Source organism: Acetitomaculum ruminis DSM 5522 (genome assembly GCF_900112085.1).
GTDB lineage: Bacteria > Bacillota > Clostridia > Lachnospirales > Lachnospiraceae > Acetitomaculum > Acetitomaculum ruminis.
Map to the genome: position 1 here is coordinate 40542 of NZ_FOJY01000005.1, position 24962 is coordinate 65503.

General features: G+C 33.4%; 35 protein-coding genes. 34 read left to right on the forward strand and 1 reads right to left on the reverse strand.

Going from position 1 to position 24962, the window contains the following annotated elements; genetic code table 11:
* Positions 1-11: 11 nt before the first annotated feature.
* The 34 genes from rplN (at position 12) to rsmH (ending at position 23621) form a co-directional block, all read left to right on the forward strand.
* Positions 12-380 (forward strand): 50S ribosomal protein L14, encoded by a 369-nt coding sequence (rplN, locus tag BM153_RS04215; protein WP_092871089.1) that lies wholly within the window; start codon positions 12-14, stop codon positions 378-380.
* Between the two features lie 12 nt (positions 381-392).
* The gene (gene rplX, locus BM153_RS04220; protein ID WP_092871091.1) at positions 393-704 is read left to right on the forward strand and encodes a 50S ribosomal protein L24; all 312 of its coding nucleotides are present in this window, start codon (positions 393-395) and stop codon (positions 702-704) included.
* A gap of 22 nt (positions 705-726) precedes the next feature.
* On the forward strand, positions 727-1269 hold the full coding sequence (gene rplE / locus BM153_RS04225; protein ID WP_092871093.1) for a 50S ribosomal protein L5: 543 nt from the start codon (positions 727-729) through the stop codon (positions 1267-1269).
* 14 nt (positions 1270-1283) lie between these two features.
* On the forward strand, positions 1284-1469 hold the full coding sequence (locus tag BM153_RS04230; RefSeq protein WP_092871095.1) for a type Z 30S ribosomal protein S14: 186 nt from the start codon (positions 1284-1286) through the stop codon (positions 1467-1469).
* A gap of 26 nt (positions 1470-1495) precedes the next feature.
* A complete protein-coding gene (rpsH, locus tag BM153_RS04235; RefSeq protein ID WP_092871097.1) occupies positions 1496-1897 on the forward strand; it encodes a 30S ribosomal protein S8 in 402 nt (133 codons plus the stop codon).
* 31 nt (positions 1898-1928) lie between these two features.
* Positions 1929-2468: a 50S ribosomal protein L6 gene (gene rplF, locus BM153_RS04240; protein ID WP_092871101.1), complete on the forward strand. Its 540-nt coding sequence runs from the start codon at positions 1929-1931 to the stop codon at positions 2466-2468.
* 17 nt (positions 2469-2485) lie between these two features.
* Positions 2486-2854 (forward strand): 50S ribosomal protein L18, encoded by a 369-nt coding sequence (rplR, locus tag BM153_RS04245; RefSeq protein WP_092871103.1) that lies wholly within the window; start codon positions 2486-2488, stop codon positions 2852-2854.
* 24 nt (positions 2855-2878) lie between these two features.
* Positions 2879-3388: a 30S ribosomal protein S5 gene (gene rpsE, locus BM153_RS04250; protein WP_092871105.1), complete on the forward strand. Its 510-nt coding sequence runs from the start codon at positions 2879-2881 to the stop codon at positions 3386-3388.
* A gap of 12 nt (positions 3389-3400) precedes the next feature.
* Positions 3401-3583: a 50S ribosomal protein L30 gene (gene rpmD, locus BM153_RS04255; RefSeq protein ID WP_092871107.1), complete on the forward strand. Its 183-nt coding sequence runs from the start codon at positions 3401-3403 to the stop codon at positions 3581-3583.
* Positions 3584-3599: 16 nt separating this feature from the next.
* Positions 3600-4037: a 50S ribosomal protein L15 gene (gene rplO, locus BM153_RS04260; protein WP_092871109.1), complete on the forward strand. Its 438-nt coding sequence runs from the start codon at positions 3600-3602 to the stop codon at positions 4035-4037.
* The gene (gene secY / locus BM153_RS04265) at positions 4037-5353 is read left to right on the forward strand and encodes a preprotein translocase subunit SecY (protein ID WP_092871111.1); all 1317 of its coding nucleotides are present in this window, start codon (positions 4037-4039) and stop codon (positions 5351-5353) included. The genes rplO and secY overlap by 1 nt, the downstream gene beginning before the upstream one ends.
* 76 nt (positions 5354-5429) lie before the next feature.
* Positions 5430-6077 carry an adenylate kinase gene (locus BM153_RS04270; protein WP_092871113.1) on the forward strand — a complete coding sequence of 216 codons (648 nt, stop codon included), beginning with the start codon at positions 5430-5432 and terminating at the stop codon, positions 6075-6077.
* A gap of 2 nt (positions 6078-6079) precedes the next feature.
* Entirely contained in the window at positions 6080-6835 is a 756-nt protein-coding gene (gene map / locus BM153_RS04275; RefSeq protein WP_092871115.1) for a type I methionyl aminopeptidase, read from the forward strand.
* Between the two features lie 28 nt (positions 6836-6863).
* Positions 6864-7133, forward strand: coding sequence for a KOW domain-containing RNA-binding protein (locus tag BM153_RS04280; RefSeq protein WP_092871117.1), 270 nt, complete (start codon positions 6864-6866; stop codon positions 7131-7133).
* Between the two features lie 37 nt (positions 7134-7170).
* The gene (gene infA, locus BM153_RS04285; RefSeq protein WP_092871119.1) at positions 7171-7389 is read left to right on the forward strand and encodes a translation initiation factor IF-1; all 219 of its coding nucleotides are present in this window, start codon (positions 7171-7173) and stop codon (positions 7387-7389) included.
* Between the two features lie 103 nt (positions 7390-7492).
* Positions 7493-7606, forward strand: a complete 114-nt coding sequence (rpmJ, locus tag BM153_RS04290) for a 50S ribosomal protein L36 (protein WP_003497809.1) — start codon at positions 7493-7495, stop codon at positions 7604-7606.
* A 71-nt stretch (positions 7607-7677) separates the two neighbouring features.
* A complete protein-coding gene (gene rpsM, locus BM153_RS04295) occupies positions 7678-8046 on the forward strand; it encodes a 30S ribosomal protein S13 (protein ID WP_092871121.1) in 369 nt (122 codons plus the stop codon).
* 107 nt (positions 8047-8153) lie between these two features.
* Positions 8154-8549, forward strand: a complete 396-nt coding sequence (rpsK, locus tag BM153_RS04300; RefSeq protein ID WP_092871123.1) for a 30S ribosomal protein S11 — start codon at positions 8154-8156, stop codon at positions 8547-8549.
* 20 nt (positions 8550-8569) lie between these two features.
* Positions 8570-9163, forward strand: coding sequence for a 30S ribosomal protein S4 (rpsD, locus tag BM153_RS04305; protein WP_092871125.1), 594 nt, complete (start codon positions 8570-8572; stop codon positions 9161-9163).
* Between the two features lie 60 nt (positions 9164-9223).
* Positions 9224-10186, forward strand: coding sequence for a DNA-directed RNA polymerase subunit alpha (locus BM153_RS04310; RefSeq protein WP_092871127.1), 963 nt, complete (start codon positions 9224-9226; stop codon positions 10184-10186).
* 57 nt (positions 10187-10243) lie between these two features.
* Positions 10244-10780, forward strand: coding sequence for a bL17 family ribosomal protein (locus BM153_RS04315; protein WP_092871129.1), 537 nt, complete (start codon positions 10244-10246; stop codon positions 10778-10780).
* 812 nt (positions 10781-11592) lie between these two features.
* Positions 11593-13149 carry a 4-alpha-glucanotransferase gene (gene malQ, locus BM153_RS04320; RefSeq protein ID WP_092871131.1) on the forward strand — a complete coding sequence of 519 codons (1557 nt, stop codon included), beginning with the start codon at positions 11593-11595 and terminating at the stop codon, positions 13147-13149.
* A 492-nt stretch (positions 13150-13641) separates the two neighbouring features.
* A complete protein-coding gene (locus BM153_RS04325; RefSeq protein ID WP_092871133.1) occupies positions 13642-14493 on the forward strand; it encodes an energy-coupling factor transporter ATPase in 852 nt (283 codons plus the stop codon).
* Entirely contained in the window at positions 14478-15332 is an 855-nt protein-coding gene (locus tag BM153_RS04330) for an energy-coupling factor transporter ATPase (protein WP_092871135.1), read from the forward strand. Before BM153_RS04325 ends, BM153_RS04330 begins: the two co-directional genes overlap by 16 nt.
* Before the next feature lie 135 nt (positions 15333-15467).
* Complete coding sequence (locus BM153_RS04335) at positions 15468-16286, forward strand: energy-coupling factor transporter transmembrane component T family protein (RefSeq protein WP_092871137.1); 819 nt, start codon at positions 15468-15470, stop codon at positions 16284-16286.
* Between the two features lie 80 nt (positions 16287-16366).
* Positions 16367-17110, forward strand: coding sequence for a tRNA pseudouridine(38-40) synthase TruA (gene truA, locus BM153_RS04340; protein WP_092871139.1), 744 nt, complete (start codon positions 16367-16369; stop codon positions 17108-17110).
* A gap of 203 nt (positions 17111-17313) precedes the next feature.
* On the forward strand, positions 17314-17742 hold the full coding sequence (rplM, locus tag BM153_RS04345) for a 50S ribosomal protein L13 (protein ID WP_092871141.1): 429 nt from the start codon (positions 17314-17316) through the stop codon (positions 17740-17742).
* Between the two features lie 22 nt (positions 17743-17764).
* Positions 17765-18160, forward strand: a complete 396-nt coding sequence (gene rpsI / locus BM153_RS04350) for a 30S ribosomal protein S9 (protein WP_092871143.1) — start codon at positions 17765-17767, stop codon at positions 18158-18160.
* A gap of 165 nt (positions 18161-18325) precedes the next feature.
* Positions 18326-19048 carry a TRM11 family SAM-dependent methyltransferase gene (locus tag BM153_RS04355; RefSeq protein WP_330392019.1) on the forward strand — a complete coding sequence of 241 codons (723 nt, stop codon included), beginning with the start codon at positions 18326-18328 and terminating at the stop codon, positions 19046-19048.
* Positions 19049-19155: 107 nt separating this feature from the next.
* Positions 19156-19989: a DNA adenine methylase gene (locus tag BM153_RS04360; protein WP_092871147.1), complete on the forward strand. Its 834-nt coding sequence runs from the start codon at positions 19156-19158 to the stop codon at positions 19987-19989.
* Between the two features lie 13 nt (positions 19990-20002).
* Positions 20003-20806, forward strand: a complete 804-nt coding sequence (locus tag BM153_RS04365) for a DNA-methyltransferase (RefSeq protein WP_092871149.1) — start codon at positions 20003-20005, stop codon at positions 20804-20806.
* A complete protein-coding gene (locus BM153_RS04370) occupies positions 20796-21659 on the forward strand; it encodes a type II restriction endonuclease (protein WP_092871151.1) in 864 nt (287 codons plus the stop codon). The genes BM153_RS04365 and BM153_RS04370 overlap by 11 nt, the downstream gene beginning before the upstream one ends.
* Before the next feature lie 305 nt (positions 21660-21964).
* Complete coding sequence (locus BM153_RS04375) at positions 21965-22576, forward strand: hypothetical protein (protein ID WP_092871153.1); 612 nt, start codon at positions 21965-21967, stop codon at positions 22574-22576.
* Positions 22566-23621 carry a 16S rRNA (cytosine(1402)-N(4))-methyltransferase RsmH gene (rsmH, locus tag BM153_RS04380; RefSeq protein WP_092871155.1) on the forward strand — a complete coding sequence of 352 codons (1056 nt, stop codon included), beginning with the start codon at positions 22566-22568 and terminating at the stop codon, positions 23619-23621. Before BM153_RS04375 ends, rsmH begins: the two co-directional genes overlap by 11 nt.
* Positions 23622-23623: 2 nt before the next feature.
* Here the strand turns inward: rsmH and BM153_RS04385 are convergent, their stop codons facing one another.
* Entirely contained in the window at positions 23624-24826 is a 1203-nt protein-coding gene (locus BM153_RS04385; RefSeq protein ID WP_177205572.1) for a GGDEF domain-containing protein, read from the reverse strand.
* Between the last annotated feature and the right edge of the window lie 136 nt (positions 24827-24962).

A 24962-nucleotide genomic window follows, 5' to 3' on the forward strand; every position in this document is an offset into this window, starting at 1 on the left:
GGTATATTAGTATGGTACAACAAGAGACCAGACTTAAAGTTGCTGATAACACAGGTGCAAAAGAAATTCTTTGTATTCGTGTTGTTGGTGGTTCTACCAGAAGATATGCTAATATTGGCGATGTTATTACAGCTACTGTCAAAGATGCAACACCAGGCGGTGTTGTAAAGAAGGGTGATGTTGTTAAGGCTGTAGTAGTAAGAACTAAAAAAGGCGCACGTCGTAAAGACGGTTCATATATAAAATTCGATGAAAACGCAGCAGTTATTATTAAAGATGACAAAACACCAAGAGGAACCCGTATTTTTGGGCCGGTTGCCAGAGAGCTTCGTGAAAAACAGTTTATGAAAATTGTTTCACTTGCTCCTGAGGTATTATAGGAGGTACCACTTATGTCAAGATTAAAAATTAAGAAAAATGACACTGTGAGAGTAATTGCCGGCAAGGATAAAGGAAGAGAAGGCAAGGTAGTTGCCATCAACAGAAAAACAAAAAGAATCATTGTTGAAGGTGTCAACATGATTAAGAAACATGAAAAGCCAAGCATGACCAACCCAAACGGTGGAATTGTTGAAAAAGAAGCACCAATTGATATTTCCAATGTAATGTATTTACACAAAGGAAAACCAACCAGAATCGGATTTAAGTTCGACGGAGATAAAAAAGTTCGTTACGCAAAATCTACTGGTGAAGTAATTGATTAGTATTGGGAAGGAGGCATAAATTTTGAGTAGCAGACTTAGAGAAGTATATTCAAACGAAATAGTTGATGCTTTAACAAAGAAGTTTGGATATAAAAATATAATGCAGGTTCCAAAGCTTGATAAAATTGTAATAAATATGGGAGTTGGCGAAGCAAGAGAGAATGTTAAGATTTTAGATGCTGCAATGGGTGATCTTGAAATCATTACAGGACAAAAACCTATTGTTACCAGAGCTAAAAAATCAATCGCTAACTTTAAATTAAGAGAGGGAATGCCAATCGGATGTAAGGTGACTCTTAGAAGTGATAAGATGTATGAATTCCTTGATCGTCTTGTAAATCTTGCACTTCCACGTGTACGTGACTTCCATGGTGTTAATCCAAACTCTTTTGATGGCAGAGGAAATTATGCGTTAGGTATAAAAGAACAGTTAATCTTCCCTGAAATCGAATACGACAAAGTAGATAAGGTAAGGGGTATGGACATAATTTTCGTAACTACAGCTAATACAGACGAAGAGGCACGTGAATTATTGAGATTATTCAATATGCCTTTCGCTAAATAAGGAGGAAGATTTTCATGGCAAAAGCATCTATGAAAGTAAAACAGCAGCGTAAACAGAAATTCTCAACAAGAGAGTACAGCCGTTGCAATATCTGTGGCCGTCCTCATGCTTATCTTAGAAAATACGGAATTTGTAGAATTTGTTTTCGTGAATTAGCTTATAAAGGACAGATTCCAGGAGTAAAGAAAGCAAGTTGGTAATACAACAGGAAGGAGGCAAATAAAAAATGACAATGAGTGATCCAATAGCAGATATGCTTACAAGAATTCGTAATGCAAGTTCTGCAAAACATGATACTGTAGATATCCCTTCATCAAAAATGAAGTTAGCCATTGCCGACATTCTTGTTAAAGAGGGATATATCGCAAAATACGATTTAGTAGATAATGGTAACTTTAAAGATATGAGAGTTACTTTAAAATATGGAAAAGACAAAAACGAAAAGATTATAACAGGTATTAAGAGAATTTCTAAACCAGGTCTTCGTGTATATGCAAATAGCAATGATTTACCAAAAGTTCTTGGAGGACTTGGAGTAGCAATAATCTCAACTAATCAGGGTGTAATCACAGACAAAGAAGCTAGAAAGCTTCATGTCGGAGGCGAAGTATTAGCATTCGTATGGTAGAATGCACAGCTTAAATTAAGGAGGTACGGGCATGTCACGTATAGGAAGAATGCCAATCGCTATACCAGCAGATGTAACTGTTGATATTGCAGAAAATAATAAGGTGACTGTAAAGGGTCCAAAAGGAACACTTGAAAGAGTGCTTCCTTCTGAGATGGAAATCAAAAAAGAAGAAAATGAAGTAATAGTTTCCAGACCAAATGATTTAAAGAAAATGAAATCTCTTCATGGTCTTACAAGAACTCTTATAAACAACATGGTTATCGGTGTAAAAGATGGCTATGAAAAGAAACTTGAAGTCAATGGAGTTGGTTATAGAGCTGAGAAAAAAGGTAATAAACTTACATTATCATTAGGATATTCTCATCCAGTAATTATGGAAGATCCGGAAGGAATCGAAGTTACCGTTGAAGGAAATGTTATTAGCGTTAAAGGTATTAACAAAGAAGCAGTAGGCCAATATGCAGCTGAAATTCGTGATAAGAGACGTCCTGAACCATACAAGGGCAAAGGAATTAAGTATGTAGACGAAGTTATCAGAAGAAAAGTTGGTAAGACTGGTAAGAAATAATTAAAGGAGAGATAGACATGGTTAGTAAGAAATCCAGAAGTGCTGTTCGTGTTAAAAAGCACAGAAGAGAACGTAATCGTATCGTTGGAACTACAGCAAGACCAAGATTAGCAGTATTCAGAAGTAATGCTCATATGTATGTACAGATTATCGATGATACTGTTGGAAATACACTTGTTTCAGCTTGTACACTTCAAGACGAAGTAAAATCAGGTTTAGAACATACCAATGATATTGAAGCTGCAAAAAAATTAGGATCAGTAATTGCAAAGAAAGCTATTGAAAAAGGCATTAATACTGTAGTTTTTGACCGTGGAGGATATGTTTACCACGGAAAGGTACAGGCTTTAGCTGACGCTGCAAGAGAAGCAGGACTCGTATTCTAAGCAAAGATTATAGGAGGAAGATAGATGAAACGTACAATTATTGATGCTAGTAAGTTGGAATTAGAAGAAAAAGTAGTATCAATTAAGCGTGTTACTAAAGTTGTTAAAGGTGGACGTAATTTCAGATTTACAGCTTTAGTAGTAGTTGGAGACGGTAACGGAATCGTTGGCGCCGGCCTTGGAAAAGCTTCTGAAATTCCTGAAGCTATTCGTAAAGGTAAAGAAGATGCTATGAAAAAACTTATTTCTGTTAAATTAGATGACAATAGAAGTATTCCACATGATATTATTGGAAAATTCACAGGTGCGTCTGTATTATTAAAGAGAGCTCCTGAAGGTACTGGTATTATAGCTGGTGGTCCGGCTCGTTCAGTATGTGAACTTGCAGGTCTTAAAAATATCCGTACAAAATCTTTAGGTTCAAACAACAAACAAAATGTTGTTTTAGCTACAATTGAAGGATTAAGACAGCTTAAATCACCTGAAGAAGTTGCAAGACTTCGTGGAAAATCTGTAGAAGAGATTTTGGCATAAGGAGGAATTAAAATGGCTGGTAAATTAAAAGTAACTTTGGTTAAATCACCAATCGGTGCTAAACCAAAACATAAAAAAACTGTTGAAGCTTTAGGACTTCGCAAACTCAATCATTCAGTGGAAAAACCTGATAATGAAGCTACTCGTGGCATGATTTTCCAGGTTAAACACTTATTAAAGGTTGAAGAAATTTAATAAAGGAGGTGCCGAAATGGAATTAAACGAATTAAAACCTTCTGTAGGTGCTAAGAAAGATCGTTACATCAAAGGTAGAGGTCATGGTTCAGGAAATGGAAAGACTGCAGGTAAAGGTCATAAAGGACAAAAAGCTCGTTCAGGCGCTCCAAGACCAGGCTTTGAAGGTGGACAGATGCCTTTATACAGAAGACTTCCAAAGAGAGGTTTCAAATGTATTAACTCTAAAGATATTGCATATGTAAATTTAGAGAAACTTGAAAGATTTGAGAATGATTCTGTTGTAGATATTAAGACACTTATTGACACAGGTATTATTAAAAATCCAAGAGATGGCGTAAAAGTTCTTGCAAAGGGAGAGTTTACCAAAAAACTTACAGTTCAGGCAAATGCTTTCAGTGCAGCAGCTAAGGAAAAAATCGAAGCTCTAGGTGGAAAAGCTGAGGTGCTGTAATGCTAAATACTTTGAGAGGCGCGTTTAAAGTAAAAGAAATTAGAAAGAGAATTTTTTATACATTTGTAATGCTTATCATCATCAGGATTGGATCACAGCTTCCAATCCCTGGTGTTGACAGAAATTATTTTTCTGAGTGGTTTGCTAATCAGTCCAGCGATGCATTTAATTTTTTTGACGCAATCACTGGTGGTTCATTCTTAAATATGTCAGTTATGGCATTAAGTATTACACCATATATTACATCCTCAATCATCGTTCAACTTCTTACAATAGCAATTCCTAAGCTTGAAGAGATTCAAAAAGACGGTGAGCAGGGACGTAAGAAAATGACAGCAATTACGCGTTATCTTTCAGTAGGTCTTTCAGTTCTACAAGCTCTTGCAATTGCAATTGGATTTGGAAGACAAGGCTTATTAGAGGAGTTTAATGCTATTAACTGTATTAGTGTTGTTATTGCACTTACTGCAGGTGCATCATTGCTTATGTGGTTTGGTGAAAGAATAACCGATAACGGAGTTGGAAATGGTATTTCAATAGTACTTTTATTTAACATTGTTTCCAGACTTCCTCAGGATTTCAGCTCACTTTATGAGCAGTTTATCTCTGGAAAAACATTGGCAAACGGATGTCTTGCAGCCGTTATAATCTTTGCTGTAGTGGTTGCAACTATAGTTTTAGTAATAGTATTGCAGGGAGCTGAAAGAAGAATCCCTGTTCAATATGCAAAAAAAATACAAGGTAGAAAAACCTATGGTGGACAATCTTCAAATATTCCACTTAAAGTAAATACTGCAGGTGTAATGCCTATCATCTTTGCTCAATCATTGATGCAGTTTCCAGTAATAATTGCAACATTGATGGGAAAGACCAATGGAACCGGTATAGGTAGTCAGATAATTAAAGGTTTGACAGAATCTAATTGGTGTGATCCTAGTCAGCCTGTTTATTCTATCGGTTTAGTTGTATATATTATATTACTTATAGTATTTGCTTATTTCTATACCTCAATTACTTTCAATCCATTAGAGATTGCTAATAATATGAAGAAGCAGGGCGGTTTTATTCCTGGTGTAAGACCTGGAAAGCCAACTAGTGACTACTTAACAGAACTTTTGAATTATATAATATTTATTGGAGCAGCTGGTTTAACAGTTGTAGCTATAATTCCAATTTTCTTTAACGGAGTATTCAATGCAAGCGTTTCTTTTGGTGGAACTTCAATCATCATTATTGTTGGAGTAGTAATTGAAACATTAAAACAAATAGAATCACAGATGCTTGTACGTAATTATAAAGGTTTTTTAACTGATTAATAATAAGTGCCTCGGTCTTCTCGGGTAACCGGGGATTGAGGCACTTTTTGTTATTTATAAAAACGGAGGATTCAATATGAAAATAATAATGCTTGGTGCACCTGGTGCAGGTAAAGGTACACAATCAGAAAAAATTGAGGAAAAATATCAGCTTCCTCATATCTCAACAGGAGATATTTTTAGAGCAAATATTAAAAATAATACAGAGCTTGGTCAAAAAGCAAAAACATATATGGATAAAGGCGAATTAGTTCCTGATGAACTGGTTGTAGATCTTGTTATTGACAGAGTAAAACAAGATGACTGTGCTAAAGGGTATATTCTTGACGGATTTCCAAGAACAATTCCACAGGCTGAAAGTTTGGATGCAGCTCTTAAAGACATGAATGATGCCATTGATTATGCTATTGATATTGAAATCAGTGATGAGGCAATCATTAAGAGAATGAGTGGAAGACGTGCCTGTACAAAATGCGGTGCTACATATCACATAGTAAATGTTCCACCTAAGAAGGAAGGAATATGTGATAAATGTGGAACTGAGCTTATTTTAAGAGATGATGACAAAGAAGAAACTGTAAAGAATAGACTTAAAGTATATCATGATCAGACACAACCTTTAATAGATTATTATAAGAAAAAAGGAATTCTTAAAGAAGTAGATGGTAGTAAGAGTACTCCTGAAGATGCTTTTGCAGCTATTGTAAAGATTCTTGGAGAATAAAAATGGCTATTTCAATTAAGTCACCAAGTCAGGTGATTAAAATGCGGGAAGCTGGAAAGATACTTGCAAAAGTACATGACGAACTCGCAAAAATAATTAAGCCGGGAATAACTACTGAGGACATCAATAAAGCAGGAGAAGAGATAATAAGAAGCTTTAATGCTATACCCTCCTTTTTGAATTATGAAGGATATCCGGCTTCAATCTGCGTATCGGTTAATGACGAGGTAGTTCATGGAATTCCGAATCCTTACAGGGTTTTAAAGGAAGGAGATATCGTAAGTCTGGATGCCGGTGTAATATATGAAGGATTTCATTCTGATGCAGCAAGAACTTACGGTGTTGGAAATATTTCCCCAGAAGCAGCTTTGCTAATCGAAGTAACAAGGCAAAGCTTTTTTGAAGGCATCAAAAAGGCAAAAGCAGGCAATCATTTGCATGAAATATCTGCAGCTATAGACGATTACATAAAACCTTATGGATATGGCATAGTCAGGGAACTTTGCGGACATGGAATAGGAAAAAATCTTCATGAGGATCCGGAAATACCAAATTTTAGACAAAAATCAAGAGGAATCAAACTTCAACCGGGTATGACTTTGGCAATAGAGCCTATGATTAATCTTGGAAGTGAAGAGATAAGTTGTCTTGATGATGATTGGACAATTGTCACAGATGATGCGTCTATATCAGCTCATTATGAAAATACCATTTTAATTACAGATGGAGAGCCGGAAATTTTATCGCTTAATATTTAATAGATAAAAAAAATCTTCGGAGAAAAAAATGATAGATATAAAGATTGGAATGCTTGCTGTTTCAAAAGCAGGTCATGATAAAGATAAAGTATACATGATTACAAAAATAGATAATGATTATTTGTATTTATGTGATGGCTACACAAGAAATCTTGAAAGACCAAAAAAGAAAAAATATAAACATGTACAAATCATTAAACGATTACCTAAAGAGTTTGATGAGAAATGTTTTGAAAATCCTGAATCAGGTCGACAAGTAATAGTAAGAGCCATAAACGAATTTAAAAAGGAAATATAATAATAGCATTTTTTATTAAGGCAGAAAGGAAAGTATTATGTCGAAAGCAGATGTTATAGAAGTAGAAGGAAAAGTAGTAGAAAAATTACCTAATGCAATGTTTCAGGTAGAGCTTGAAAATGGACATAAGGTATTAGCACATATAAGCGGAAAGCTGAGAATGAATTTTATCAGAATTTTACCAGGCGATAAGGTTACTATTGAACTTTCACCATACGATTTATCAAAAGGTAGAATTATTTGGAGAGATAAATAAAAAGCTTGAACAACCGCTTGTTATATGATATAATTTAGTCTGTTAGCCATGCGCTAGATTACGCAGGCTATACATTTATCATATCTGGAAGGAGGATTTAGCGATGAAAGTAAGGTCATCAGTTAAGCCTATTTGCGAGAAATGCAAAATTATCAAAAGAAAAGGCAGTATCAGAGTCATCTGTGAAAATCCTAAACACAAACAGAGACAAGGATAATTGTTACATTTTAGTACATGAACCACCCGGAGGTGTTGTTCATAATTTATTTTTTGGAGGTGCAAAGGTACATGGCTCGTATCGCTGGTGTTGATTTACCAAGAGAGAAGCGTGTAGAAATCGGATTAACTTATGTATACGGAATTGGAAGAGTATCTTCTAACAAAATTCTTGAAAAAGCAAATATTAATCCAGATACACGTGTAAGAGATTTAACTGACAACGAAGTAAAAGTTCTTAATGAAATCATCTCAGAAGAATATACTGTAGAAGGTGATTTAAGAAGAGAAGTATCCCTTAACATTAAGAGATTAATGGAAATTGGATGCTACAGAGGAATCCGTCATAGAAAAGGACTCCCAGTTAGAGGACAGAATACTAAGACAAACGCTAGAACCAGAAAAGGTCCTAAGAGAACAGTTGCAGGTAAAAAGAAATAATCAAAAATAAGTTTGATTAGGCGCCCGGCGCCAAATATAATGCATCTAACCCAATGCATTATATAACTATTATTTTACAAAATTTAGAAGAAAGTAGGTTAGTTTAAATGGCTAAGAAAGTTGCGAAGAAAGTAACAAAAAAGCGTGTAAAGAAAAACGTTGAACGCGGACAGGCACACATTCAGTCATCTTTTAACAATACTATTGTTACAATAACTGATATGGAGGGAAACGCTCTTTCATGGGCAAGTGCTGGTGGTCTTGGATTTAGAGGTTCAAGGAAATCTACTCCATATGCTGCACAGATGGCAGCAGAGACAGCTACTAAAGCTGCATTAGTACATGGTTTAAAGACAGTTGAAGTTATGGTAAAAGGACCTGGTTCAGGAAGAGAAGCAGCTATCCGTGCTCTTCAGGCGTGTGGTCTTGAAGTAACAAGTATCAGAGACGTAACCCCAGTACCACATAATGGTTGTCGTCCACCAAAACGCAGAAGAGTTTAATTTAGGAGGTGTAGTTTAGAATGGCAGTAAATAGAGTACCTGTTCTTAAACGTTGCAGATCACTTGGTTTGGATCCAATTTACTTAGGAATAGATAAAAAATCAAATAGACAATTACAAAGAGCAAATAAGAAGATGAGTGAATATGGTCTTCAGCTCCGTGAGAAACAGAAAGCAAAGTTCATTTATGGTGTATTAGAAAAACCATTTAGGAACTATTTTGAGAAAGCTGATAGAATGAAAGGTCAGACAGGTGAAAACCTTATGACAATTCTTGAAAGCAGAATAGATAATGTTATTTTCCGTCTCGGTTTCGCAAGAACAAGAAAAGAAGCTAGACAGGTTGTAGGACATAAACATGTATATGTTAATGGAAAACAGGTTAAAGCTCCTTCATTACTTGTAAAAGCAGGAGACGTTATTGAAATCAGAGAAAAGAGCAAAGGATTACAAAGATATAAAGATATCCTTGAAGTTACAGGTGGAAGATTAGTACCTGAATGGCTTGATGTAGATCAGGAAAACCTTAAAGGAACTGTAAAAGAGCTTCCAAGAAGAAGCGTAATTGATGTACCTGTAAACGAAATGCTCATTGTCGAGTTATATTCTAAATAATTGATAGCGATACATAGGTAGAATATAGGCATTACCCGAAAAGAAGGAGGGACTTCGTTAGTGTTCGATTTTGAAAAACCTAATATTAAAATAGATGAAATCTCAGAAGACTGTAAATACGGCAGGTTTGTTGTTGAACCTCTTGAAAGAGGATATGGAACAACACTCGGAAATTCTTTGAGGAGGATTATGCTTTCTTCATTGCCGGGCTGTGCAGTTAGCCAGGTTAAGATTGATGGGGTTCTACATGAATTCAGTTCAATTCCTGGAGTTAAAGAAGATGTAATTGAAATCATAATGAACATAAAAAGTCTTGCTATTAAAAATGATAGTGATACTTACGAGGATAAAACAGCTTATATAGAGTTCGAAGGTGAAGGAGTAGTTACTGCTGGGGATATTCATTTTAACGATCCTAATTTCTCAGTATTAAACCCAGAACTTGAGATTGCACACTTAAATGGTGGAAATGACAGTAAACTGTATATTGAGCTTACTATTACTTCAGGCAGAGGATATGTCAGCGCTGAGAAGAATAAGAATGCTGATCTACCAATTGGTGTTATTGCTATCGATTCAATATTTACACCTGTAGAAAGAGTAAATATCAAAGTTGAGAATACTCGTGTAGGACAAATTACTGACTATGATAAGTTAACACTTGAAGTGTACACTAATGGAACAACTAAGCCGGATGAGGCTTTAAGCCTTGCAGCTAAAGTTCTTAGTGAGCATCTTAATCTTTTCATTGATCTTTCTGAAAGCTCAAAATCAATTCCGGTTATGAGCGAAAAAGAAGAAAGTGAACAAGAAAAACGTTTAGAAATGAGCATTGATGAACTTGAGTTATCAGTTCGTTCATATAACTGTTTAAAACGTGCAGGCATTAATACTGTACAGGAATTAACAAGTAAGACACCTGAGGATATGATGAAGGTTAGAAATCTTGGTAGAAAATCACTTGATGAAGTGCTTGCCAAGTTAAAAGAATTAGGCCTTTATTTGAATCAGGGTGAAGAATAATTAACGATCTGACCGGTAAACCCGAAGAGTGCGGCAGATTTTGAATGGAGGAAAAAAATGGCAGGTTATAGAAAACTTGGAAGAACTTCCAGCCAGAGAAAGGCTTTACTTAGAGGCCAGGTTACAGCTCTTATTAACAATGGAAAAATAGTTACAACTCAGGCTCGTGCTAAAGAAACAGCTAAAATTGTTGAAGGTATTATTGCATTAGCAGTAAAAGAAAGAGACAATTTTGAAACTGTTACAGTAACAGCTAAAGTGCCACGTAAAGATGAAAATGGTAAGAGAGTTAAAGAAGTAGTTGATGGAAAGAAGAAAACTGTATATGATGAAGTACAGAAAGAGATTAAGAAAGATCTTCCATCAAGATTAAATGCAAGAAGAAAAATTCTTAGTGTTCTTTACTCAGTTACTGATGTACCTGTTCAGGGTGCAGGACGTAAGAAAAATACTAAGAAAGTTGATTTAGTAGATAAGTTATTTACTGAAATTGCTCCAAAATATGCTGATCGTAATGGTGGATACACCAGAATCGTTAAGATTGGACAGCGTAAAGGTGATGGAGCTCTTGAAGTATTACTTGAGTTAGTATAATTTATAAAATTGTATTTTTGACCCACTACCAAGGTAGTGGGTTTTTTTTGTATAGATCGTGACCCAGTTGAGCACGCAAAACGTGCGAAATATTAACCACCAGCTATGTGGGTGCACGGTGATTGTTATACAAAAAATAACTTTTTCGTTATAATTTAGTTGTTCAAGCCTAATAAATAACGAAAGGAAAGGTGATTTTAATGGCAAATAAGTCACATAGTCCAGTAAATACAATATATATGTGCAAGTACAACATTGTGTTCACACCTAGGTATTGGAGAAAAATAATAAATAATAAATACAAGGCCAAGATAATAGATATATTAAAGTAATTAGCACAAACAAAAGCTTAGAAATAATAGAGGCACATATGATATCAGATTATGTGTATATACTAGTCAGTATATAGCCAAAGCTTAGGTTATCGTAGTTTATGGGGTATCTAAATTTAAATAAAAATTTCCTTTAGTGATTAAAAATAAACATGTGTTTATAAATATATAAAAAAGGGTACTAGGAAATTAAAACTAATATTCAAAATTATATTCTTTATTTTTAAAAACAAAGGAATTATTTTAAATAATATATAAGAAGTTTGATATCTGCCGAATAAATATAGTAGTGTGTTCGAAGAAATAATATTATAACAAAAGTAGTTTAATTGTCTAATATCTTATATAATTCATAATATTTAAAAAATAAAAAAGTGTATTTTTTACTTGGTAAAATTTATACAAGGCCATTGATTTGTAAATATGTATTAATGCGAATAACTAATTTTTTCTATCACACAAACAAAGGAGGGTTTTACAATGAGAACTGTTGGAGTTTTGCTTCCGGTATTTAGTTTACCATCAAAGTATGGTATAGGATGTTTTTCAAAGGAAGCATACGATTTTGTTGATAAACTTAATATTGGAAAACAGAAAATTTGGCAGATTTTGCCTTTGTGTACTCCGGATTTTTGGGGATCACCTTATCAATCCTGTTCTACTTTTGCCGGTAATCCCTACCATATTGACCTGGAAACTTTAATAAAAGACGGTTTATTAACTGAAAAAGAATGTGATGAAATATATGATAAGGCTATAAAAGAAAAAGGTGATGAAAATATTGTTGCTACTAAGTCCAATTATTTAGATGAATATGTTAATTATGCTGTAATAGAATATTCAAGAAAAATATTACTGAAACTTGCTTATGATTCCTTTAAACAAGTGGGAGATGGTATGAATTCCTACGAAATAAGAAAGTTCAAGGAAGAAAATAACTGGGTAGATGAATATGCATTATACATGGCATTGAAGGATCATTTTGACCATAAAGCTTGGAATGAATGGCCGGGAGATATAAAAAATCATAAACCGGAATCAGTGGATAAATATAAAACAGAACTGGAAAATGAAATTAATTATTACATATTTATACAATACGAATTTTTTAAACAATGGAAAGCTTTAAAGAAATATGCAAATGATAAAGGAATACAGATATTAGGGGATCTTCCAATATATGTGTCAATGGATAGTTGCGATGTATGGTCTGAAACAGAATTTTTCGACTTTGACCAGGATAATAAACCAAGGGCAGTGGCTGGATGTCCGCCGGATGATTTTTCAAAAGATGGCCAATTATGGGGAAATCCGCTTTATAACTGGGACAAAATAAAAGAAAACGGTTATGGTTGGTGGATTAGACGCTTCGATTATGCCTTAAAAATGTATGATATCATTCGTATTGACCATTTTAGAGGTTTTGATGAATATTTTGCTATACCTTATGAAAGTAAAACAGCACAAAACGGAAAATGGAAAAAGGGTCCGGGAATCGAATTATTTAAAATAATAAATCAATGGTTTGGTAATCCAATGGTTATTGCGGAAGACCTTGGATTTTTGACAGATGGTGTAAGAAAACTTCTTGCAGATACAAATTATCCTGGAATGAAAGTAATAGAGTTTGCTTTTTCACCTAACAGAGACAGCATTTATCTTCCACTGTTTTATGAAAGAAATCATGTTGTTTATACAGGTACACATGATAATAATACAGTAATAGGCTGGTTTAAATCTTTAGATGATGATATGCAAGAATATGTATTAAGATATTGTGGATTAAATAATCTGCAATTTAGGGACGATGACGAAAAATGTAAAACTGTATGTGATAATATTATAACCCTGGCTCTTTCAAGTACGGCGGAAACTGCCATAATTCAAATGCAGGATTATTTAAAAGTTAATGAAGAAGGAAGAATTAACGAACCGGGAACTATAGAAAAAAACTGGAAATGGAGAATGAAAAAAGGTTCCTTTACAGAAGAAATAGCAAAAGAAATGGCAGAACTTACAAGAACATTTTGTAGATAGAATAATAAACTCTGATAATTTATATTTAGCTTTTTTGAAAACTGATGGAATAAAGTATTAGAATATCTGATTTCAAAATAAATTATCAGGGTTTTTTATTGCCTCCAATCTTAAATAAAAAAAGATAATTATTAATTTAAGCATATATACAAATAAAACCTTGCTTTTACAACCTTTACTAGTTATTATAATTTAGGTGATTTAAATTATTTAATAAGCAGATCCAGATAATATGTAAATTAATTAAAGAAAAAAAGCTAAGATATCTGAGGAAAAGTATAAATGTAAGAGGAATAAAAAACCATTAGAGCAACTTAGAAAAAGAATGATTAAGTAAAATAGTTTATTTGCATTATAAATAAAGAGAAAACACATAAAAATATTAAATATAGCTAGGAACTATTAATCAAACAATAAAGAAAAAATAAAAGGAAATTTACATAATTATACAATAGAAGTATTTCTAAATTTTTAGTAAGATTTGGAGGAAAAATGGGAATTATAAAGTCAGACAAATTGACCTATGAATATATAATCAGAGATGAAGAAGGAAATGTAGATTCCATAAAAAAAGCAGTTGATGAGGTATCAATAAATGTTGAATCCGGTCAATTTATTGCGATTTTAGGACATAACGGCTCCGGAAAATCTACATTTGCCAAGCATATAAATGCAATTTTAACACCTAGTGAGGGAACTATGTGGGTAGATGGAAAAGACTCTTCTGATTATGACAATACCTGGGATATCAGACAAACAGCAGGAATGGTGTTTCAAAATCCGGATAATCAGATAATCAGTCCTGTTGTGGAAGAAGATATAGGTTTTGGCCCGGAAAATCTTGGAGTGAAAACAGAGGAAATCTGGGAAAGAGTAAATAATGCTCTTGAAAGTGTTAAAATGACAAAATACAGAAGCAAATCTCCTAACAGACTATCAGGTGGGCAGAAACAAAGGGTAGCCATAGCCGGAGTGCTGGCAATGGAGCCTAAATGTATAGTTTTGGATGAGCCAACGGCCATGCTTGACCCAAATGGACGAAAAGATGTAATAAAAACGATTACTGAATTAAATAAAAGTAAAAATGTAACTATTATTCTGATTACTCATTACATGGAAGAAGTTGTAAATGCAGATAAAATTTTTGTAATTGATGAAGGAAAAGTAGTAATGGAAGGAAGTCCCAGAGAAATATTTTCTCAGGTTGAAAGGCTTAAAGAATTAAGACTTGATGTACCACAGGTTACATTATTGGCTCATGAATTAAAAAAGGCCGGTTTGCCTGTGCCTTTGGGAATACTTACAAAAGAAGAGTTGGAGGATGCAATATGTCAATTATTTTAAATAATGTAAGCTATGTATATGGACAAGGCACTCCAAATGAAGTGAAGGCGCTTGATAACATAAATCTCGAAATAAAAGATGGTGAATTTATAGGAATAATCGGGCATACCGGCTCCGGAAAATCTACATTAATTCAGCACCTTAATGGACTTATCAGGGCTACCTCAGGTGAGATTTATTATAATGGACAGGATATTTATGATAAAGATTATGACATGAAAGAGCACAGAAGCAAGGTAGGACTTGTTTTTCAATATCCTGAATATCAATTATTTGAGACAGATGTTTTTAAAGATGTATGTTATGGTCCCAAAAATCTTGGTCTTTCTCAAAAAGAGGCAGAATTAAGGGCGTTTAAAGCACTGGAAATGGTTGGATTTCCAATGGATTCATTCTATCGTTCACCTTTTGACTTATCCGGTGGACAAAAAAGAAGGGCTGCCATAGCCGGTGTTTTAGCCATGAGAACGGAAGTTTTGATATTAGATGAACCAACAGCGGGTCTTGACCCAAAAGGAAGAGATGAGATACTTGATCTTATTGCAAGACTTCATAAAAAATATAACATGACAATTATATTGGTTTCCCACAGTATGGAGGATGTTGGAAAATATGCAGACAGGCTGATAGTAATGGATGATGGTCATGTAAGATTTGATGGAACTCCAAGGGAAGTTTTCAAACACTATAAAGAGCTGGAAGAAATTGGTCTTGCAGCACCCCAGGTCACATATGTAATGCATGAGTTAAAAGAAAAAGGTTACAATTTAAATACCGATGCCATTACAGTAGAAGAAGCCAAAAATGAAATTTTAAAATTCTACAAAGAAAAAGCATAACAAAGTGGGATTTAAAAAAGAAAATGGGAAGGCATTCTTACCTGTGCAATAATGTTTGCATAAAGAAGTCTTACCCCTAAAATAATATGATTTTGCCAAACTTAAGTAATAATGCAAAATCACATGGAGGAAGAAATGATTAGAGATATCACAATTGGACAATATTATCAGGGAGATTCTATCCTGCATAAATTAGATCCAAGAGTAAAAATAATAGGAACAATAATTTTTTTTATAGATATATTTATAATAAATAATATTTGCGGATATGCTTTAATGGCATTGTTTTTGGCAATGGAAATAAAAATATCCAAAGTTCCCTTTAGCTTCATCGTAAAAGGTTTAAAATCAGTCATAATAATTATGCTTTTTGCTCTGGCATTTAACCTGTTTTTAACTCAGGGAACGGTAGTATTTTCCTTTGGAATATTAAAAATAAGCAAAGAGGGTATCAGGATGGCGGTACAGATGCTATTTCGTCTGATTTATCTGATTCTTGGTTCTTCACTTATGACCTTAACCACTACACCAAATGATCTTACAGATGGTTTAGAAAGAGTCATGGCTCCCTTAAAGCTTTTAAAAGTTCCTGTTCATGAGATTGCTATGATGATGGCAATAGCCTTAAGGTTCATACCAATACTTATTGAAGAAACAGATAAGATAATGAAAGCACAGCTTGCCAGAGGTGCGGACTTTGAAAGCGGAAGTATTATAAAAAAAGCAAAAGCAATGGTTCCGGTATTAGTTCCCCTTTTTATTTCAGCATTTAGAAGGGCAAATGACCTGGCTATGGCCATGGAGGCAAGGTGTTATAGGGGTGGAGAAGGAAGAAGTAAAATGAAACCTTTAAAGTATAAAGGCTTTGATTTTACTGCTTATTTCATAGCAATAATAATGCTTGTAATTGCAATTTTTTCTAAAAGATTTAACCTGCCCTTTGAAAATTTCTAATTTAATAATAATGTTATTACCAGCCTTTGGAAGCTTCAAAGCTTTTAGAGGCTGAAATTGTCATAAACAAGGAGAATAAAATGACCAAAAGAAGAATAATGCTTAAAGTAGCCTATGACGGAACAGCATATTGTGGTTATCAGATACAGCCTAACGGGCTATCTATAGAGGAAGTATTAAATAATACCTTAAGTGATTTTTTAAAGGAAGAAATAAAGGTAATAGGTGCCAGCAGGACAGATGCTGGAGTTCATTCTATGGGAAATGTAGTAGTATTTGATACACTTTCAAAGATACCAGGAGAAAAATTTTCTTTTGCCATAAACCGTTTTCTTCCGGAGGATATTGTAATTAGAGAGTCAAAAGAAGTATCCGAAGATTTTCATCCCAGAAAAAATAAAAGTTTTAAATTATATCGCTACAGGATATTAAACGATACCTTTAATATACCGATGTATAGAAATTATTCCTATCATTTTTACAGAAAATTAGATATTGAAAATATGAAAAAGGCTGCCGGATATCTAATTGGGAGTCATGATTTTACAAGTTTTTGTGCAGTTAATACCCCGGTAGTAGATAAAGTTAGAAACATTTTGGAAATTGACATAAAAAAAGAAAATAATTTTATAGATATTTATGTTAAAGGAGAAGGCTTTTTGTACAATATGGTAAGAATAATAGCGGGAACTCTTATTGAAGTGGGATGCGGTCATTATGACGCTTTAAAAGTAAAAAATATACTTGAAGCCTGTGACAGAAATGAAGCTGGACCTACGGCTCCGGCAAGGGGGCTTACCCTTATGGAGATAAAATACAGGTAAAATGTGGATAAGATATATGTTTAAATATAAAGATGTGGAAAACACACCCGGAACAGTTGAAAAAAATATTGACATAAAAACTTTTTTATTGTAAAATAACTTACTGTGATTATGTGCGTAGATACCAGATCTCACAGCCCCGGGATTGGTATTTTATGGATATATTATTAACCAGATAATAATACTCGAAGGAGGAACATTTGATGAAGACTTTTGTAGCAAGTCCAGAGACAATTGAAAGAAAATGGTATGTAGTTGATGCATCAAAATATACATTAGGACGTTTATCATCAGAGATTGCAAAGGTGTTAAGAGGAAAAAATAAAGCTATTTTTACACCTTTCCTTGATACAGGTGATTATGTAATCGTTGTAAACGCAGACAAGATTAAAGTAACAGGAAAGAAATTAGATCAGAAGATTTACTATCATCATTCAGAATATGTTGGTGGTATGAAAGAAACCAAATTAAAAGACATGATCGCTAAGAAACCAGAGCGTGTTGTAGAACTTGCAGTTAAAGGTATGCTTCCAAAAGGACCTTTAGGTAGACAGATGTATAAGAAACTTTTCGTATACGCTGGACCTGAGCATAAACACCAGGCACAGAAACCTGAAGAGTTAACATTTTAATTTACGATAGGAGGTAAAAACATTGGCAAGTACAAGATATTACGGAACAGGAAGAAGAAAAAGTTCAGTTGCCAGGGTTTATTTAATGCCTGGAACAGGAAAAATAACAGTAAATAAAAGAGATATTGAAGAATATTTCGATGTAGAGACATTAAAGGTTATCATCCGTCAACCATTGGTTGCTACAGGAACACTTGATAAATTTGATATTTTAGTAAATGTACATGGTGGTGGATTCACAGGACAGGCTGGAGCTATCCGTCATGGAATCTCAAGAGCTTTACTTGAAGTAGACGCTACAGAATACCGTCCAATTCTTAAAAAAGCTGGATATCTTACTAGAGATCCAAGAATGAAAGAAAGAAAGAAATACGGTCTCAAAGGCGCTAGAAAAGCTCCACAGTTCTCTAAACGTTAGTTTAAAATTAAGTATTTCTATTATAAAAATCCTTGTAAGTTTTGTTTACAGGGATTTTTTTTATCGTAAGTATCATTTATTTATTGTGAAAGAAAAATAATGTGGATTTTCACAATGGATTGAGCTATAATATGGAAGTTAGTAAAAATGAAAGGAGTATAAATTATAAAACTACAACCGAATAATTTTAGTCTTGAAACAACAACAGTTTGGTCTTTTCCCGAAAGGGGGAAATGGGCAACACATTCAGGAAAGTATCGAGGTAACTGGTCACCGTATATACCAAGAAATTTGATACTTCGTTATTCTAAGCAAAATGATTGGATCTTAGATCAATTTATGGGTAGTGGAACAACTTTGGTAGAAGCAAAACTACTCAATCGTAATGCGGTAGGTATTGATATCAATCCGCAATCTGTTTTTAAATCTGAAACAAATTTACAATTCAAATGTGAAACTCAATCAAAAATATATACAAAGGTTGGAAGTGCTAGTGATTTGCATTTTATTAAAGATAATGGCATTGATTTTATCTGTACACATCCACCTTATGCTAATATTATTAAGTATAGCAAAGATATTGAAGGAGATATTTCTTTGTTAGATGTGGATGATTTTTTGTGCAAAATGGAAATTGTGGCAAAAGAAGCATATCGTATTTTGAAAAAAAGAAAAACGTGTGCGATAATGATGGGTGATATACGAAAAAATGGAAAGGTTATTCCTTTAGGTTTTCTTGTGATGAATATCTTTTTGCAAATTGGATTTGTCAATAAGGAAATTATTATTAAAGAGCAACATAATTGCCGCTCAATGCAATATTGGAAGAAACAAAATAACGACTTTCTTCTATTGGCGCACGAGTATATATTTGTTTTTCAAAAATAAAGTTATTCTCCAGCCTGTAATTAAAGTTGTGGTTGTCATTTTGTATGTATGAAATTATAATTATCATGTTGACCGTCTATAGTAGGACATAGAGAAGAGGAGTAAGAATGAGTAATTCGTGTGTTGCTCCATTTGTGAAATGGGCTGGAGGAAAACGTCAGTTGCTTTCACAGATAAAGGAGCGAATGCCAAAAAATTTTAACAGTTATTTCGAACCGTTTGTAGGTGGAGGTGCAGTTACGTTCGAATTGTTACCTACAAATGCATTGATAAATGATATAAATAAAGCATTGATAAATGCTTATAAGCAGATATGCAAAGCTCCGGAATTATTTCTGAAGACAGTAAAAAAACTTGATGAGGAAATGTGGGAGGATGGTAAAGAATACTATTATTCTCTCAGGGAACACTATAATGATAAGTTGATGAAATCAGAGTTTGATGTGGAATTAGCAGCATTGTTTGTATTTATTAATAAGCATTGTTTTAATGGCTTGTATCGTGTGAACGGTAAAGGTCTATTTAATGTACCATATAATAATAGTCGTAGAGCATCTGTTGATGAAAATGTTATCCTTGAAGTTTCGAAATATCTTCAAGGAGTGAAGATTATAGATGGTGATTTTGAAATTGCATGTAAGGATGCTAAGAAGGGAGATTTCGTATTTATAGATAGTCCATATGCACCACTTAATCCAACTTCTTTTGAGTCATATACAAAAGAAGGATTTGATATAGAAAGTCACAAACGTTTAGCTAAGCTTTATAATGAATTGACAGCTAGAGGCTGTTATTGTATGCTCACAAATCATAATACAGAGTTGATAAATGAGTTGTATGGAAATCAGGGCTATACAATAGATGTTGTAAGTGTAAAACGTATGATTAATTCGGACGCAACAAAAAGAGTTGGAGAGGAAGTAATTATATGTAATTATTAAAGGAGTCGAGATGATGGAAAGCTTGTTTACAAAAAAAGTACCATTATATTTTGAAACCAATGAAATACAGTTGCTATTAGGCGATTCGTTTAAAATTTTAACAAAAATGAAACCAGAAACTGTAGATATGATATTTGCAGATCCACCATATTTTTTAAGTAATGACGGAATTACCTGTCAAGGTGGAAAGATGGTTTCTGTTAATAAAGGCTCATGGGATAAGCTTTCAAAAAGTGGAACCGGTGTCGAAGAAAAACACAAGTTTAACAGAAAGTGGATTAAGTTATGTAAAAAAGTACTAAAGCCGAATGGCACAATTTGGATATCGGGAACATTACACAATATATATTCAATAGGTATGGCGTTGGAGCAGGAAGGCTTCAAGATAATTAATAACATAACATGGCAGAAAACAAATCCACCACCAAACTTAGCATGTCGATGCTTCACACATTCTACAGAAACCATTCTATGGGCGAGGAAGAATGAAAAGAAGTCTCGACATTTTTTTAATTATCAGAAAATGAAAGAAATGAATGGTGGTAAGCAGATGAAGGATGTGTGGACAGGTGCACTGACAAGACCATCGGAAAAAACAGAGGGTAAGCATCCAACACAAAAGCCGGAATATTTGCTTGAAAAAATAGTATTGGCATCTACAGAAGAAGGTCAGGTTGTATTAGATCCATTTTGCGGTTCTGGAACAACAGGAGTAGAGTCTATACGATTTGGAAGAAAGTTTATAGGAATAGACGTAAGTGAAGAATATTTGGAGATATCTAAGAGGAGATTGGAGAAAACATTAAATGACAAATAGAAATTTTGATGAATGGTTAAGTAAGTTTAGACCAAGTATATCAAGTTATGATTACTATATTGATTTTGAAAAGGTAGTGAGAAATGTAGATGGAATCAAGGTAGAATTGAATATATTAAATTCATTGATTGGTTCAAAAAATATTGAGGAAGATTTTAAGAAGATAGTGACAAAGTATCCGGAAACATTACAATGTGTTCCGTTACTTCTAGCCGTGAGAGGTCATGAAATATATGCACAAGATGAAGAAGGTGCTTTTTTATATAATTTCAGGCAGATGAATTACAGTGTGGAGCAATACAAGGTATTTATGCGTAAAACCGGTTTGTTTGATATGATTGCAAACCACTTAGTGAATAATCTTGTGGATTATGCGTTGGGCATTGAAACTGGATTGGACTCTAATGGTCGTAAGAATCGAGGAGGTCACCAGATGGAAGATTTGGTTGAAAAGTACATTGTAGCGGCAGGTTTTAAGAAAAATATGAATTATTTCAAAGAAATGTATTTGAAGGATATTGAAAATAAATGGAATATTGACTTGTCAGCACTTTCTAATCAGGGAAAGGCTGCTAAGAGATTTGATTTTGTGATAAAGACAAATAAGATGATTTATGGTATTGAAACAAACTTCTATGCCAGTGGAGGTTCAAAATTAAATGAAACTGCAAGAAGTTATAAAATGCTTTCACAGGAGGCGGATACAATAGAGGGATTTACCTTTGTTTGGTTTACAGATGGTATTGGATGGAAGAGTGCTAGGAATAATCTGAGAGAGACATTTGAAGTTATGGATACTGTTTATGGTATTGATGATATGGAGAATGGGATTATAAAGAGACAGTTAGTGTGAGAAAAAGCGATGAAATTAGTGCAGAACCAAGAACAATATGGGAAAACTCTAATATCACTACTAACGACAAATTCCTTATTTCAGGCATTATTTATATTTTTAAATGTTAATTTGAAATAAAATATAATCCAATAGATACAAGACTTTCGTAGAATCTATTGGATTTTTATATGATATGGAGATAAAATATCTAAGTGGATATAAAAATATAAATTAATAATCGAAACATGTTAGTCTTGAGGTTTGACGACATTATATAAATTTGGGGTTCGTACCGATACTATCAAAAACAGGAGAGAAAAATTATGAAAAATTACCCGGAAAATATCGAAAAGAATACTACTAAAACTGGTCTAAAAAAGGAAAAACCATCAAAAAAAGCCATCATTATTTCTATGGCATATACTTTTAGTCTGTTTTTAGCGGTTATAATATGCAATGTTTGTGATTATGCAATTTCAAAAAGCTTAACATGGTCATTAATTACTTTGATATCCATATTTTTTGCATGGATTATTTCTTTTCCCATGACTCTACTTGGAAAGAAAGGGATAAAGATTTCTTTGGTTTTTACCAGCATTTTTATCCTGCCATTTTTGTACGGTTTAAGTTATTTAACTAAAACAGAGGCAGTTTTTAGGCTTGGAGCCATGGTTTGCGTTATAGGACTTATATTTTTATGGATGTCTTATTGTTTATACTTATATTTTAAAAACAGAAAGTTATTTTCAATGGGAATTATTCTTTTATCATTAATAATTTTTGGTATCATGATTAATTATTATTTGTCAAAGAAACTGGAAACAGAGATATTCAATATATGGGATATACTTTCAGGACTTTTAATTTTTGCTGCTGCAATAATCATGTTTGTATTAGATTACATAAAATTGAAGGGAAAAACAGATGGAAAATAATAGTAACCATAAAAGAAGAAAACATTATTCAGGAAAATATCCAAAAAAATTTGAAGAAAAATACAAGGAGCAGAATCCTGAAAAATATTCAGAACTTGTGGAGCATGTTGTTAAAAAGGGAAATACTCCTGCGGGTATGCATATTTCCATAATGGTAAATGAGATTCTTGAAGTATTGGATATTAAGCCGGGACAGATTGGTCTTGATGCTACCTTGGGCTATGGGGGACATAGCAAGGCTATGCTATCAAAATTAGAAGGTAAAGGACATCTTTATGCATTGGATGTAGATCCCATAGAATCCGAAAAAACAAAAGAAAGACTTAAAAAAGCAGGCTATTTTGAGGATATTCTTACGGTAAAACTTACCAATTTTGCAAATATCTTAGAAGTGGCAAAAACAGCAGGGGGATTTGATTTTATTTTAGCCGACCTGGGAGTTTCTTCCATGCAGATAGACAATCCAAAGAGGGGCTTTTCCTACAAAACAGACGGGCCATTGGATCTTAGAATGAACCCACAAAAGGGTGATAGTGGGGCAATGCGTCTTAGGAAAATAACTAAAGAAGAATTTACCGGAATGCTAATAGAAAACTCAGATGAACCCTATGCAAACGAAATTTCAACAGAAGTTTATTCTTCCATAAAAAAAGGCCATGCCATGGACACTACCACAGAGTTAAGAGAAGCTGTAAAAAGAGCCTTACAAAAATGTAAAATTCCAAAAGAAGATTGGGATGATACATATAAAAAATCCTGCCAAAGGACATTTCAAGCCTTAAGAATAGATGTAAATTCGGAGTTTGAAGTTTTATATAAGTTTTTGGAAGGGCTTCCCCATGCTTTAAAGGATGGAGGAAGAGTTGCGATTTTAACCTTTCATTCCGGAGAGGACAGGCTGGTTAAACAGGCATTTAAAAATTATTATAAGGAGGGCATATTTTCCGAAATTTCAAAGGATGTAATAAGACCTTCTAAGAAGGAATGCTTTGAAAATCCAAGATCTAAGTCTACAAAGCTTCGTTATGCCATAAAAAGCAGGTAGTATTATTCACTAACAAAATTAACCTGGTTTCTTCCATTTTCTTTTGAAATATATAAGGCTTTGTCAGCATTGGCTACAAGGTCTTCATATTTTTCAAATTCCTTGGATGTAACTGTTGTAACACCTATACTTACCGTGACATAATCAGAAACACTGGTGTTGGCAGCAGGGATTTTGGCACTTTCTACCCCCTGTCTTAAAGCTTCTGCATATTTTTGGGTTTTGTCAGCATTTGTATCCACTAGTAATATGACAAATTCTTCGCCGCCGTGTCGTATTATTATTTCTTTACGGCCTTCAAATGAATATCTTATTATTTTTCCCACTGATTTTAAGCAGACATCACCGGCATCATGGCCAAAAGTGTCATTATATTTTTTGAAAAAATCTATATCTAACATTATTACTCCTACAGTAATATCTTTCTTGGATTTTTTGATTTTTCTGTGTAAGGCATAGTTACCACCTCGTCTGTTATAGACATTTGTTAAAGGGTCGAGAAATGCCTTAAAGTTTATATAAATATTTAATTTCCAGATATAAATCTGAACTTTTTGAACTAAAAGACCCAAGAAGTTAATAGACAAAAGGGTAATAAGAATCTCATTATTAATAAGCATAACCTTGGATTCTAAACTTGTTTCATGTAAAAAGTAAAAATTATTTACAAAAATTGCAAAAATTACAACAATTGTATAGAGAAAGATTTTTAAGAATCTTTTGGTATTTACTAAGGGACCGACGCTGACAATTACGCACAGCACAAAGAAATTGACTAAAGTATGATCATAATCAAGGCGGATAAAGGATAGTACTATCATTGGAATACTAAAGCCATACCAGAAAATATAATAAAGAAATTTAAAATATTCGGTATAGCTATGTATATAATAATTACCCTTTGAAATATAATAATATGTTTTTATGGCAACATAAGAAGTGCTTCCAATAATTATAAAAAAGCAAATCATTTCAACTATAGTCAAGATATTATAAATATTGTTAAAAGGAAAACAGCTTAAAAAAGTAAAAATAATAATTATAGGATAAGTAATCAGTATTCTTTTACAGTTTATTTCAACTAAAATAAAATTGTCTATATAATCAAATAAATCTTCTGCCTCGTATTCTAAAAAATCAGAAGAAGGGATAATTGCACCTTTAACAGATGTAAATAATTTTGAAATAGTTTTTTTCACATTCATAGAAATCATCCCTTCATAAAAAGCTTAAATTGGTTTAAAGGTTTGTAATAATATCGGTTAAAAAATAATTTCACAAATTATCTTTTTTAAATTTCATATTTTTAATCTTTTTTTAAAATAGTATCAATAGGGGAGA